The sequence below is a fragment of the Methanohalobium evestigatum Z-7303 genome (genome assembly GCF_000196655.1).
GTDB classification, from domain to species: Archaea; Halobacteriota; Methanosarcinia; order Methanosarcinales; family Methanosarcinaceae; genus Methanohalobium; species Methanohalobium evestigatum.
In genome coordinates, this window is record NC_014253.1 from 1255444 (window position 1) to 1268354 (window position 12911).

At 37.2% G+C, this 12911-nt stretch carries 14 protein-coding genes and 1 pseudogene; 2 read left to right on the forward strand and 13 right to left on the reverse strand.

The genetic code is table 11. From position 1 onward, the window contains the following. Positions 1-19 precede the first annotated feature (19 nt). The 3 genes from METEV_RS06300 to METEV_RS06305 all read right to left on the reverse strand — a co-directional run bounded on the left by METEV_RS06300 (position 20) and on the right by METEV_RS06305 (position 5449). Positions 20-3841 carry a PGF-pre-PGF domain-containing protein gene (locus METEV_RS06300; RefSeq protein WP_013194700.1) on the reverse strand — a complete coding sequence of 1274 codons (3822 nt, stop codon included), beginning with the start codon at positions 3839-3841 and terminating at the stop codon, positions 20-22. A gap of 813 nt (positions 3842-4654) precedes the next feature. Beyond that, on the reverse strand, positions 4655-4792 hold the full coding sequence (locus METEV_RS12365) for a hypothetical protein (protein ID WP_013194701.1): 138 nt from the start codon (positions 4790-4792) through the stop codon (positions 4655-4657). A 141-nt stretch (positions 4793-4933) separates the two neighbouring features. After that, the gene (locus METEV_RS06305) at positions 4934-5449 is read right to left on the reverse strand and encodes a type IV pilin (RefSeq protein ID WP_013194702.1); all 516 of its coding nucleotides are present in this window, start codon (positions 5447-5449) and stop codon (positions 4934-4936) included. Between the two features lie 76 nt (positions 5450-5525). On the opposite strand from METEV_RS06305, the pseudogene METEV_RS12045 reads away from it, so the two are divergent. Together METEV_RS12045 and METEV_RS06315 are read left to right on the forward strand one after the other, a co-directional pair. Next, positions 5526-5720: pseudogene (locus METEV_RS12045) on the forward strand (RNA-guided endonuclease TnpB family protein); the annotation flags it as partial. Positions 5721-5935: 215 nt separating this feature from the next. Further along, positions 5936-6754 (forward strand): MBL fold metallo-hydrolase, encoded by an 819-nt coding sequence (locus METEV_RS06315; protein WP_013194703.1) that lies wholly within the window; start codon positions 5936-5938, stop codon positions 6752-6754. 309 nt (positions 6755-7063) lie between these two features. On the opposite strand, the gene METEV_RS06320 is transcribed toward METEV_RS06315, so the two are convergent. From METEV_RS06320 to METEV_RS06365, 10 genes are all read right to left on the reverse strand, one after another. Beyond that, positions 7064-7501, reverse strand: coding sequence for a metal-dependent transcriptional regulator (locus METEV_RS06320; protein ID WP_013194704.1), 438 nt, complete (start codon positions 7499-7501; stop codon positions 7064-7066). 34 nt (positions 7502-7535) lie between these two features. Beyond that, positions 7536-7799: a FeoC-like transcriptional regulator gene (locus METEV_RS06325; RefSeq protein ID WP_013194705.1), complete on the reverse strand. Its 264-nt coding sequence runs from the start codon at positions 7797-7799 to the stop codon at positions 7536-7538. Beyond that, a complete protein-coding gene (locus tag METEV_RS06330) occupies positions 7792-8259 on the reverse strand; it encodes a hypothetical protein (protein ID WP_013194706.1) in 468 nt (155 codons plus the stop codon). The genes METEV_RS06325 and METEV_RS06330 overlap by 8 nt, the downstream gene beginning before the upstream one ends. After that, the gene (locus METEV_RS06335) at positions 8260-9474 is read right to left on the reverse strand and encodes a nucleoside recognition domain-containing protein (RefSeq protein WP_049891066.1); all 1215 of its coding nucleotides are present in this window, start codon (positions 9472-9474) and stop codon (positions 8260-8262) included. It abuts the gene before it with no gap. After that, on the reverse strand, positions 9471-9998 hold the full coding sequence (locus METEV_RS06340; protein WP_049891068.1) for a FeoB small GTPase domain-containing protein: 528 nt from the start codon (positions 9996-9998) through the stop codon (positions 9471-9473). Before METEV_RS06340 ends, METEV_RS06335 begins: the two co-directional genes overlap by 4 nt. Further along, a complete protein-coding gene (locus tag METEV_RS06345) occupies positions 9995-10294 on the reverse strand; it encodes a FeoA family protein (RefSeq protein WP_013194707.1) in 300 nt (99 codons plus the stop codon). The genes METEV_RS06340 and METEV_RS06345 overlap by 4 nt, the downstream gene beginning before the upstream one ends. 4 nt (positions 10295-10298) lie before the next feature. Then, on the reverse strand, positions 10299-10514 hold the full coding sequence (locus tag METEV_RS06350) for a FeoA family protein (RefSeq protein ID WP_013194708.1): 216 nt from the start codon (positions 10512-10514) through the stop codon (positions 10299-10301). A 333-nt stretch (positions 10515-10847) separates the two neighbouring features. Further along, positions 10848-11600 (reverse strand): ABC transporter permease, encoded by a 753-nt coding sequence (locus tag METEV_RS06355; RefSeq protein ID WP_013194709.1) that lies wholly within the window; start codon positions 11598-11600, stop codon positions 10848-10850. Further along, on the reverse strand, positions 11597-12517 hold the full coding sequence (locus tag METEV_RS06360; protein ID WP_013194710.1) for an ABC transporter ATP-binding protein: 921 nt from the start codon (positions 12515-12517) through the stop codon (positions 11597-11599). The genes METEV_RS06355 and METEV_RS06360 overlap by 4 nt, the downstream gene beginning before the upstream one ends. Before the next feature lie 113 nt (positions 12518-12630). Beyond that, on the reverse strand, positions 12631-12849 hold the full coding sequence (locus tag METEV_RS06365) for a DUF5320 domain-containing protein (protein WP_049891070.1): 219 nt from the start codon (positions 12847-12849) through the stop codon (positions 12631-12633). Between the last annotated feature and the right edge of the window lie 62 nt (positions 12850-12911).

A 12911-nucleotide genomic window follows, 5' to 3' on the forward strand; every position in this document is an offset into this window, starting at 1 on the left:
TAATTATAAAGGAAAGAGTTTAGGTACCTCTCTTTTTGATATATATTGAAATACTAACTACAATACTAATAATTGCCAGTATTAACCAGCTCATATCCCAGGCACCAATACCTATAACATCACCATTTCCACTGGATTGCATAGTAGTGTTGTTGGCTGTTTTAGTTGTTTGATTATCATTGATTGATGTGTGATTGGAACCGTCTAATTCACTGTCTTCTGAATTGGTGTTTATGTCCTGTTTATTTATATTTTCACCAGTAATAGCAAAAGGTGAAAAACCAGGAGTATTTGCCCTGTATTTGATAACTGTCTCGTTTTCAGTTAATTTTTGAGTTTGAAGCTTGTTCCATTTATCATCGTGATATCTGCACATCTTGATTGTAGATTCATTGATATCATTTTCTTCTATCCAGGATTTTTCAACATCAAAATCGATAGATGCGTTTTTTATGTTGTTGTTAAATCCTGCTTTTCCCACCCAAATATTCATATTCTGGTAAACTTTATCAGGAGCATTTTCATCCACCAACGCTGATTTATCTTTTAAAACTTCGATACGGGTTTCAACTTTACCAGCAGTCTTTTTTGCTTCAAACTGAACACGTTTTATTTTGTTCTCTTTTGTCCTGAATTCGTATGATACTTGTTCACCATAATTCACATATTCCTGCTGGACAAGTTCTTCTTTGATGTTTTCATATTCCTCTCCAGTATTTCCACCTCCAGCTCCACCACCTGAACCGGAACTTCCGCTGGAACTACTATCTGTGCTGGATTCTACTTCATCTTTTACTACATCAATAGTGAATGTATTGTTGATGGAACCGTTTTTAGCGGTTATGTTGGTTGAACCAGTATTTACGGCATTGAAAACACCTGTAGAATTGTTGATTGTACCAACATCCAGATTACTGGATGTCCAGTTTACTATAACTTCGTATCCATCACCGAACTGGTCGACAGGTGTAGCATTGAAGTCATGTGTGTTACCGGGCCGAAATTCTGATACCACGTTAGTTATTTTGATAGCATCGAATTTTCGTTCCTGGATATCAAACGTGATGTTATTTTCTATAGTGTCACCTGTTATAGTATCGTTTGTTGAGTTGGTCCAGTATATCTTTGTTAATCCAGTATCGTTTATTTCAAATACACCGGTTGATTGATTAATGGTTCCTACTGTAGTATTGTTGCTGTACCATTCAGGTTCAAAACTGTATGGGTCACCATACTGGTCTTTTGTTAATAATGAAAATTTTAAATCAGGATTATCGATTGGAATTATACTGGATTGGTTAGCATTTATTCTGGTACTGTTTACGGTTATATTAGCGTAGTCGAGATATGGTATTTCTTTAACAGTTATATTGGTTACATCTTTGATACTGCCATTTTTTGCTGTTATATTTGTTATACCTGTTTTATTTGGAGTGAATGTACCAGTATCATTAATATTGCCGACTGAATCATTACCTACAGACCAGTTTACATTTACATCGACTTCGTTTCCGTACTGGTCGGTTGTATTGGCATCAAAATCCAGTGTCTGGTTTGTATAGATTATCGGGTCTAATGGAGTAACATTGATATTGGTTAATTCAGGTGGTTGTTTTTCAACAGTAACAGTTGTTGAATTACTGGTTCCATCCTTATTAGCAGTAATATTTGCAGTTCCTGATACGTTAGCTGTGAAATAACCCGTGCTGTTTATTGTACCTACAGTGGTGTTGTTGCTTGACCAGTACACGGTTTCATTTATTTTGTTACCATTTTTATCATAGATGTCAGCATTAAATAAAACCGTTTGATTATCATATATAGTTGGATTTTGCGGTGAAATTTCAATGCTAGATATTTTGACCTTCTCAATTGAACCTGAGATTACCATTGAAAACGGTTGTGGGTTTTGTGGTACATTATAACCATCGACTTTAATCGTGTATACACCTGTATCAGGGTTCATGATGTCTATCTCTTCGATGTTGTTTGTACGGTCGTGGCCACTTGTTACAACTTCAGAATTGCCGTAGTAATCAGTACCGTTTGGACCGATTACAGTTAAATCAAGGTCATTGATGAGTGCTTTTGATGAATAGGATTCGCCAGGATAATCAGTCCACCCGATTGTTACCTTTAGCGGGTTAGAACTATTATTAACATAGATTTTCGTTTCTGCAACTTCTCTTGTGTTTAATTTTACCCCATCGGAATAGTAAATATTACCTTTTTGAATTGACTTAATAGATTTTTCTACATCTAAACGCCCCCACCCCTGTACATAATTTGGCTGGGTCTGCAAATCTCCATATCTAACGGGAGTTATGTCATAAGCACCGTTGATAAGAGTCGTTTTTATAAGAGAGGCTGATGGAGTGACACTTAAATTGTCCATGTAATATTGCCTAACAAGAGATGCTGTACCTGCAACATGAGGAGTAGCCATACTTGTACCGCTCATGTATGTATAGTCATTTTCGGCAGACGTGATGTTTGCCTTTGTAGATAGAATATTAGTTCCAGGTGCAACGACATCCGGTTTGATGCGGCTGTCATTGGTAGGACCTCTGCTGCTGAAATATGCAATTTCATCAACATCATCAGAACTATAACCCATACTGGACCTGTTGTTTTCAGTTGCACCCACTGTGAGACAATTCTTAGCAGTTGAAGGTCTTGATATTGATTCGTTATCTTCGGTATCGCCTTCATTACCTGCTGCAAAAAGTATTAGCATATCTTTATGGTCCCACATAAACTCGTCTACACTTTTTGCATGTTCTCCATAATCATTTAACTCACTGACAAAACCCCAGCTGTTTGTGTGTATTCTGGCACTTTTGTTATACGCCTCAGAAAACAGACGGTATATGTTTATATCTGCAGTAAGGTTACCATCATCGTCACCCAGAGCCTGAAAAACAATATCAGATTTTGGTGCAGCACCTCTGGCAGAACCGTTACCCGTTACAGTACCTGTAACATGAGTGCCGTGACCATTATGGTCTGCAGCATCACTCCCAGCATAATTGATAATATCTTTAAAACTGCCGTTTAAATCAGGGTGCATAGTTTCGTTATCCGCACCTGAATCTATGCCGGAATCTGCGACAGCTATGACCTGTCCATCACCATTAAGGTTGTAGCAGGTTTCTACATATGATACATTCGTGATTTGTCTCGCCTTATTGTTGAGCAAAGTTGGTTCTGTATATTGTTGTATATAGCTGATCTGATTCAATTCCGCGATTTGGGATATGTTCTTTTTATCTATTACCACATTTAATGAATTCCTGTATTTTTGAAGTATGGAACCATTCAGTTTTTCGACTTTTTCAACAACCGGACTGATATTCGATGATTTGAATATGTTGATAGTAACATTAACAGATGCTTTTTCAGAATTGCTTATCTGGTCTGAAATCTTATATGCAGGTTTAAAAACTCCCACCCATTGAACGTTTTCCATTTGTTCTATACCAGATTTGGTTGAACCATCCATTTTAACAAGATATGCATTGTTGGGGATGTAGTTGATAATGTTTACAACTTTGTTCTCCAGTTGTTGTTTCCATTTCTGTTTGATGATACCGTCAAACTGTACGATGTAGTATTTTTGAGTAGAATCTGTATAAAATTTGCTTGTACTGAAGGTTTCTATTCGGTCAGAATCCGTATCTATTGTCTTTCTTTTCAAGAAGACTTTATCGTTTCGAATGTCATCTTTATACGTTTCAGAACCTTCTTTTTCATATTTATTGAAGTTTATCTGGCTGTTGTTCGTATTTATTTCATCTCTGTTTTCAACACCCGGTTCTGATGCAAAACTTACAGCTGACAAATTGATGATGATTAAAATTATAATCGCTATTGTTAGTGCTTTTAGTTTTATCGTTTTTCCTCCCAGTAACTAGGAAATTATAATTATATATTTATATAATATCATTTTAAGATGTATTAAAAATTTATAGTTTTATTTCTTAAAAAATTGAAAATAGAAAACTCTCGATGTCTTGAGACTACCACTCCCAACTGAATTTTGTTATTCTAAAAGATAATAATTGGTGCCAATCATTTTTTTAATAATATATTTTTTATAAATAAATTGATTTATAATTTATATATATTTATCTAAAAGTTAAAACATAGATTTCTTAAAGAAACAATATATGTTTAAAAATCCAATAATATGTTTTGTTTCCAAACCCCATATAAACCGCCCGCAAGGGCGGCACAAAGAAAAAAATAATAAGATATAAGAAAAAAACTGAACACTTCCTTCATTTTATCAATTTTTTTGAGTAGATATTTGAAATTATCCTTATGACTAAAAAATCCATTTGCTCAAAAAAGTTGCCAACATTTTTAAATTATCTAAAACTTTGTGATTTTTCTATCAAAAGTTCTATTGATATACATTCAAAAAAAATAACCTGGTGTTCATCCAGTTGGTCGCAGGATTACCTTGCAAATTTCAGAATATCATTTATGTACTAAAAAACAGAACCTTTCGTATAAATCGACTCTGACATATAACTAATGGTTCAAGAACAACCTGCAGTATTCCAAAGCCTTATCCAGTTTCTCTAATATTCAGGAGAAGGATGATTTTTGAATATTAGAATCAAATGAATCAAATTGATATCAAAACGCATCAAACATAATTATATACAGGTTTATCTACACCTTCAGCTTTTCCATCATATTCTTTTGCGATTGCACTTATCTGTGCAATAACAAAGTGGTGGTCAGGTCCAAGAAATGTGACTTCTACCTCATCACCGGCATCCATTGGTTGGTCACCTTTGAATTTAACCAGTGTACGATTCTCTGCCCCAAAGAACGGATAATTTCTGTTTTGTATATCTATCTCGTTGCATCCAGATTCAGTGTAGATGTGTCCATAATCCTCAGGGTCAGTCTCAGACCCACTTTAATAAAGGTTATGTGATAAAGTAATGTCTATCCTGTCACCTGGTTTCAGATTTCCTGTATAAAATTTTCCTACTTTTCCTGAGTAGAGTTGTTGTTGGGTATTTTCGTCGAAATAATCCGGATTGATGAAACGGAACTCTCCACCTTTACCATCAGAACCATCCCATTTTATGAGCACAGAGCCTACTTCATCCCCTTCAACTACAGGACCACGGACATAATCAATGTAGATGTGGTCTATGTCTGGTTTTGCTGGACCTGCATTGTTCCAATCATCATCTTCCCAATTACCAGCAGAGTTCCAATAACCAGATTTTCTATACTCAGAACCAAGGATAACTTCTGTATTATCAAAAACAAGGTGTTCTGGTGGTTCTTTTAGTTTTGATGTGATGTCAAAGACACTTGCACCGATAACGGCAGCTGCGATTACAGTAATAGCTACCATCAAAATAATTCCTACTACAGGAGCAACCCCTTCCTCGTTATTGGTAAATTGAGGTCTGTTTATCATTATCAACAAATAATTAAATTCGTCTTTATAAAAAAGTTGTCTTTGTTTTTTGAGCTGTTCAATTTAATGGAACAGATTAACTTGTTTAAAAGATGATTATGAATGGTTGAAAGAGATTAACTCACAATCATTACAGGGAGCCACTCTTAATCTTGAAAATGCTTTAACCAATTTCTTCAGAGAAAAATCAGGTTTTCCAAAGTTTAAATCCAAGAAAAACCCTGTTCAATATTTCCCTATTCCCCAATGGTATAAAGTCGATTTTGAGAATAAATGGGAATGTCCTAGCTGCAAAATTGAACATGATAGAGACATTAAAGCATCAGTCAACCTTAAAAATTTTGCGCTGGATAGGCAAAATCTAATAGGCATCAAGTCACCTTCGGTATGAGGGGTAGAACCTGTGGAGTTGTGTTCGTTAGAACAAACTATGAAACAGGAAGTACTTCTCAAAAAGGAGGGTAATTCACGAAGCTGAGCGTACTTGTGGATAACAATACATTTATAGACAGATATTTTTATAGCGAACCAGGATTATCATTTTATATAGAAGATAGGAACAACAAAATTCTTTTTGATACTGGATATTCCAACATATTTATAGAAAATGCCAGAAAAATGGGGATTGACCTGCAAGACCTTGATTACTTGGTTATTTCACACGGTCATCTTGACCATACATGGGGGATTGTTCCGTTAATCCGGTTGTACACAGAAGCCAGACTCGAAAAACGACCACATAAAATTCCAGAATTTGTTTTGCATCCTAAAGCACTGAATTCAAGGGTGATGGACGACACTGAAATCGGTTGTATGTTAAATCCTGATAAACTTAGAAAACATTTTGATGTAAAATATACTAAGGTTCCATATTGGTTAACTGAAAACCTTGTTTTTATGGGTGAAATACCCAGAAAATTTGATTTTGAAAATACTGAACCTTTAGGTAAAATTGAAACATCCGGGATATATGAAAATGATTACCTTATCGATGATTCCGCTCTTGCCTACAAAACATCAAGAGGAATTGTTATTATTACCGGATGTTCTCATTCAGGTATTTGCAACATCACCGAGTATGCAAAAGAAGTATGTAATGACAGTCGTATTATTGATATTGTTGGTGGTTTCCACCTACAGAATCCATCAAAAAAGCAGTTAAAGGGAACTGTTGAATATATGATGAAATTAAATCCGAAAGAAACCCATGCATGTCATTGTACTGACCTTTATTCAAAGATTGAATTGTCAAAAGCTGTCAGAATCAAAGAAGTTGGTGCGGGGTTGCAATTAATATATGAGTGAACTACCGCTGAGCTAAAGACTCAGCGGCTTCGGAAGAAGTTTACCGGGAAAACCTTACTCTTTAAATCAAAGATTTAAAGATATTTGTAAATTGGCTCTGTAGGCTCTGTAGAAATCCTATTGAAACCGGAATCAATCAGCTAAATCCTGTAAATATAATCAATATTAGACAGAATATATAACAAATATTGTTGATTTGCATTATCATTTGAATATCGAGGTTTCTACAGAGCCTTACTTGGTTGGTGGGTCCTATTGTTAAGATATCCACTTTAACATTGATTGTCGGACAGCCTGTTTAGAGGTGGGTTATTGACACGGGTGCTTTCCAGTTTTGCAGAATTTTTTGAAGTGTTCAAGCCACTGTGGAGAATCAGGTGCAGTATTTACAAAATCGACAAAGTTCCTGACGTTTTTTATTGTAGTCGCATCTAACTCATGTTCCATTGTGCAGGCATCCTTATCTGCGATATTTTCAGGTACATTTATCATCATCAAAAAATCTTTCAGGGTATCATGCCGGTCTTTTATGACATGTGCTCTCTCCTTACCTTTTTCAGTAAGTGTTATCCCTTCATATTTCCTGTATACTACATAACCCATCTCGTCAAGTCTTTTCACCATCTCAGTAACGCTTGGTGGCCTGCGGTTCAAAGCGACTGCTATATCCTTTATCCTGGCATATCCTTTATCTTCTGTAAGGTTGAGAATCGCTTCAAGATAATCTTCAGCTTTACTGGACAACATATCTAATACCCTACCAAAATGAAATACAAAAAGTTCATGAATCGTTATTGACAAAATTTTTTCCTTTCAATGTCAACCTGTACATCTTTGTTTCAGAACCGCATTTAGAACATCCCGAACAACTTGAACAAAAAGACTGAGTTTTTGTAGTTTCGATATAACCTTCATGTTCCATGAACTCGGTAATTGCCAGAAGTGTGGATTTGTTCAAATCCAACTCTTTGGCAAGCATGTCCATTGTCATACTGCTGGTATTCCTGTTCGTGAACTGTGATAATACCTGTTTCATTTTACTCATAAGTACCCGGCTCCTGTGAATCAAATTTTTTCAGGTTAACGTAATAGATTACCACAAGTGAGAAAGGTAGTAGCAGCACTGCAGGGGTGTAGGGTGGTGCATATGACCCTATAAACCCGCTGAAGGTGTTGAACCAGCCAGCATCTCCACCGGGTATAGATCCGGCAAACATTGCGAATATATCACAGCCTGCCACGATCCAAATCATTATACTGCCCATCACAACTTTTGAAAACTGGTGGATATCGTCAAAATTCCTGATACCTGATAGATATAACAGTCCAGCGGTCAGCACGACGAATCCGCCCCATCCACCTCTGAACAGGTCACCAGGAATCTCAAGTAGACTGTGTGACAAGCTGCCTGCACCCGCTGTTACCAGTATATCCGCGAGTCCGAAAGCAGCGGTTACGATACCAAGTACCGCAAAGTAAATTGTAGCTATTTGTTTATTAACCATTTACGTCACCCCCAACAGTATACCTATTAGATGTATCAGACCGCCATATGTCAAAACCACCGCAAACAGTGCAGTCAGAGCTCCTGCCATCTCTTTTGAACCTTCCTTTAACATCATCATAAATGTAGCCACGCATGGGAAATACATAGATACAAGAACTACAGCTGTAATCATCTGATACGGAGTCATCTCTATAACAGACAACTGTGCTACAGCAAGGTCTTTCCTGAGGAATGCAGCAATCAACGGGCCTACTGTCTCTTCAGGTACACCGAACCAATTTATAAAAAGCGGCGACAGTGTATTACCAAGCCAACCGATGGCGCCGGTTAGATAGAGGACATTTACGAGTCCGGCTCCAAGAAGTACGAATGGAATCGCTGATTTGAAGAACCCTTTCATTTGACCCCATACCTTTTTACTGATATTGGTTACAACCGGTTTTCTATAAGGAGGGACGTCTATCAAAAATTCTGGTGACTTACCGGGTATTACCTTATTCATTATATATCCAAACAAGAAATATCCTGCAAACAGATAGAGCAGCACCAAACCCATCGTATCTGGTATTACTTCCATCATTATTCCAAGCTGAGCACCGCATGGGATAAATATCGCGAGCAATGTCATCATCATGAAACGTTCTTTTCTCGTTTCAAGTATCCTTGTCGATTCTACACCTGGTACATTGCATCCCAGTGAGAGAATCGTCGGTACAATCGCAAACCCGTGCAAACCGATTTTATGCAATACAGTATCCACCATTACTGCGAGTCTTGGAAGGTATCCTACATCCTCCATTAATGACAGCATAAAGTAAAATATGAACACTGCTGGTAACACAACACCGACTGCTACAAAGAGTCCCGATGTAAGCATGCCGAACGCTTCAAAAGAATTGCCTGCTGTCGGGTCGCCTACGATAATGTAATAGAGCCAGCTACCTTCACCCGGAAAAACTGACTGCATCCACGGCAGGAAATGTCCATCAAACAGTTTGACCATGAAACCGTCAGTAACAAGAGTACCTGCAAAAGACCCGAATATACTCCAGAAAGCATACAGCACAGCTATAACAACTGGTATACCTGTGAGAGGTTTGACGGTAAGTTCTCCAATCGCATCTTTTAATGTATGAGTGTATTCCCCAAACGTTACAGTTTCTTTTGCTATCTTATCTATCAGATCCCACCGCTGGTCTGCACTTAACTTCAAGCCAAACCTCCAACTTCATTGATGATTCTATCCACTTCAACTGTTCTCGCAATTTCAATCTTTGACACCAGTTCTTTGATGCCTTCACCACTGATTGCTATTGTTGGAACAACAGGCACTCCCAATATCTGCTGCAGTCTGTCTACATCGGTTTGTATGTTATTGTCCTTTGCAAAATCCCACATATTGAGTGCTATCACTACCTGAAACCTTTCCTCGATTATCTGCAGTGCAAGATAAAGCCCGCGTTCTACTTTAGATGCATCGATAACACAAATCACTACAGCATCACTATTTTCATGCAGCATTTTTGTAGCAACTTCTTCTGCCATGTCCTTCGGTTCAAGTGAAAACGTGCCGGGAACATCGATTAATTCAGCGTCCTCGTTTCTAACCTTCATGTACCCTTTTGTGTAGTTAACAGTGGTCCCCGGATAATTTGATACCGTAACATTTGCTCCGGTCAGCCGGTTAAAAACCACACTTTTGCCTACATTCGGGTGTCCCATCAACAGCACTTTCATCTTTTAACCTCCACTTTGATCTTCTCAGCCATATCCAGTCCGAGTGAGATTTGGGATTCATCAACAACTACAACTACCGGGCCTTTAACAGGTTGTTTAGTAATCATTTTGAGTGTTTTTCTGACCCTGATGCCCATACCAGCCACTCTTCCTCTCAAAGAATTATCTATATCCACGATTTCTCCATACTCTCCAAAATCCATCACAGATACTTTCTTTCTTATCGTTGATGAGTATGTTATATCCTCATTTTCTCCGTTATTTTCAAACTCCGTTCCAGACGTTTTATTCTTCACTGCATCACACCCTGGAAACTCTAACTTTTTGAGCCATTCCACAACCTATGGATATGGTATTTCGACCTACCTCAATTGTAACAGGACATCTTGTTGAGAGCACACGTACCGTCCTGCCTTCATCAATTCCTCTCAATCTCAATTTATTCCTAATACCATAGCCTCCACCTATGTCTACAATTCTGACAGTTTCACCTGATTTTACTTGTGATAGGTTCATGTTATCCTGCACGATTTAACCTTCTAAATTTTATTACCCTTTGGACTGGTTGATTGTATTAGGTATTAGGAATATTAATAGAGTACCCTAACAAAATTAGGTTATATTTTTGGAACCTAAAATTTGTAAAAATAGTGCTTGAATACAAAAACCTTCAACTTCGGTTCTGGTTCAAAGTCAATTGTTTAGGATTTTGTCCAATCTCCTTGTTTTTGATTAGAAAAACAAGTCAAGAAAGTAGAACCATATAAGTGATTATTTTTATCTTGTCAGAAATTATTTAACATTTTTAAAATGATTACAATAGTTTTTGTTAAAGGGGGTTGGAACAAATCACAACCCCTTTAACATATTCCTTTTGTGGAACAAACTGGCAACATATACAAATAATAAAGTAAACGCAGATAAAATCAGGATGTTAATACTGGTTGCAAATACCGAAGTTCCGTAGAATCCAGCATTGAAGATATCTACCAGATATGTTAGAGGAGATATCTGAGATAGAATCCTTCCTGCACCTTCAAGTTCTTGTATGGGTATGAAGATTCCACTGATAAAAATCAGTGGAAAACGTACAAGGGATGAAAGCATCATGATATTGGATGGCGCCTGGCTGCTGGGTGATGCTAACAGAACACCAAGTGATGCAAAGCACAGGCTGCCCAGGATGAGAGACAGTATCAAAACCATGATTTGTTCTATAACGATACCGAGAAGAACAACACTTGCAACTATAGCGACGGTACTTATCAAGAACCCGAAAGCTGCACCCGCTAAAATATCTCCCAGTAATATAGTGTTAATGTTTACAGGGTACGATAGCAGCCGTTCATAGGTACCTTGCTGTTTTTCCCATGGTGTAATCAACGGACCTACTGATGATGCAGTGAAGAACAATGCCATGGAGATGAAACCCGGGAATAAAGTAGACAAATCCATGTCCCGGCCGATGTAGAAAGCAAGAAACATGAAGAAGGGGAAGATCAGTCCAAATATGATCACAGGCGCTTTCTTATAATATATCCTGATGTCCTTTTCGGCAACCGTCAAGACACCTCTAACCATTGTATCGATATGTGGTCTCATTTTTCCACCTCAGTAAGACTGACAAAAGCTTCTTCAAGGCTGGGACCAAGTGTTCTAAGTGATACGATTTCTAAGTCTTGGTTTTCAGCTATTTTTGAGAGATGTTTGATGGTTCTGTCCGGACTGGAAGTATACAACCTCCATTTATCTCCATAGTTTTCTATCCTGTACACAGAAACAGGTTCGAAAAAGTCCTGAGTCACTGAGCGGTTAAAAGATATCTCGATTGATTGAGTTTTATCGAACGTGGTTGTCAAGGTTTCTGGTCTATCAATAGCAGCTATCTTACCTTTATTTATTATACATACCCTTTCACATAGCTGGTTTGCTTCTTCAATATTGTGAGTTGTTAATATAACAGTGGTCCCATTTTCATTCATCTGCTTCATCTTATTAATCAAAAGTCTTCGACTTTGTACATCCAGTCCTTCAGTAGGTTCGTCTAATATTAGAATGTCCGGTTCATTAATAACTGCACAAGCAATGCTAACTCTCTGACGCATACCTTTGGAAAAATTGATAACAGGGTCATCTCTTCTGTCAAAGAGTCCAAGTTCGTTCAACAGTTCATCAGATTTTTCTGCAATTTCTTTTTTCGATAAACCGTAGAATTTGCCTGCAAGCTGTATGTTTTCTCTCGCACTTAAATCCGTATATACATTTCCGGTTTCAGGGACTGTGCTCAGTTTCATTTTCGCACTTATAACATCCTTTATTATATCCAGTCCCTGGATCAATATAGAACCATCATTGGGTGTAAGCAGCCCTACAATCATCCTTATTATAGTGGTCTTTCCGGCTCCATTAGGCCCCAGTAACCCGAAAAATTCACCATTTGCTACTTCAAAACTAATGTTATCTACTGCCACAAAATCTCCAAAAGTTTTTGTTAAATTTTTGACCTGTATCGCAGACATAAATTATACCTCATTCAAAAATGAAGAAAAGAAAAAAGGAAACGTTTTATTTTGTTTTCAACCTCCAGAAATTCCGGCGAGGATAACCAATTTATTTTTATTATTTTATATGTTTATCCTTTAAGGTTCTGAAGATGTTCATCTACAGCTTTCAGTTCTTCTTTAAGCTGACTTTTATATTCTTCCAAAAATTCCTGTTTTTCTTTAGCAGTTAAATAATCCCTGAAAGAATGTCCACTGTTACATCCACATTCACAATTTAGAGCAGATTTTAAAGGTTTATAACCTCTTTGATGTTTTTGTGATTCACAACACATATTTATTTTATTCATCTCCACTTCACTTTAAATTACATAGTAAAGATGAACAATGAAGTATTTAAATTGCCAAGTTT

Coding starts and splice junctions, on each gene's coding strand:
- METEV_RS12365 (WP_013194701.1), bottom strand. CDS start 4,792: ATGGATGCCGGTGATGAGGTAGAAGTCACATTTCTTGGACCTGACCAC.
- METEV_RS06350 (WP_013194708.1), bottom strand. CDS start 10,514: ATGAACCTATCACAAGTAAAATCAGGTGAAACTGTCAGAATTGTAGAC.
- METEV_RS06355 (WP_013194709.1), bottom strand. CDS start 11,600: ATGAGACCACATATCGATACAATGGTTAGAGGTGTCTTGACGGTTGCC.
- METEV_RS06305 (WP_013194702.1), bottom strand. CDS start 5,449: ATGATAAACAGACCTCAATTTACCAATAACGAGGAAGGGGTTGCTCCT.
- METEV_RS06325 (WP_013194705.1), bottom strand. CDS start 7,799: ATGAGTAAAATGAAACAGGTATTATCACAGTTCACGAACAGGAATACC.
- METEV_RS06320 (WP_013194704.1), bottom strand. CDS start 7,501: ATGTTGTCCAGTAAAGCTGAAGATTATCTTGAAGCGATTCTCAACCTT.
- METEV_RS06340 (WP_049891068.1), bottom strand. CDS start 9,998: ATGAAAGTGCTGTTGATGGGACACCCGAATGTAGGCAAAAGTGTGGTT.
- METEV_RS06365 (WP_049891070.1), bottom strand. CDS start 12,849: ATGAATAAAATAAATATGTGTTGTGAATCACAAAAACATCAAAGAGGT.
- METEV_RS06330 (WP_013194706.1), bottom strand. CDS start 8,259: ATGGTTAATAAACAAATAGCTACAATTTACTTTGCGGTACTTGGTATC.
- METEV_RS06360 (WP_013194710.1), bottom strand. CDS start 12,517: ATGTCTGCGATACAGGTCAAAAATTTAACAAAAACTTTTGGAGATTTT.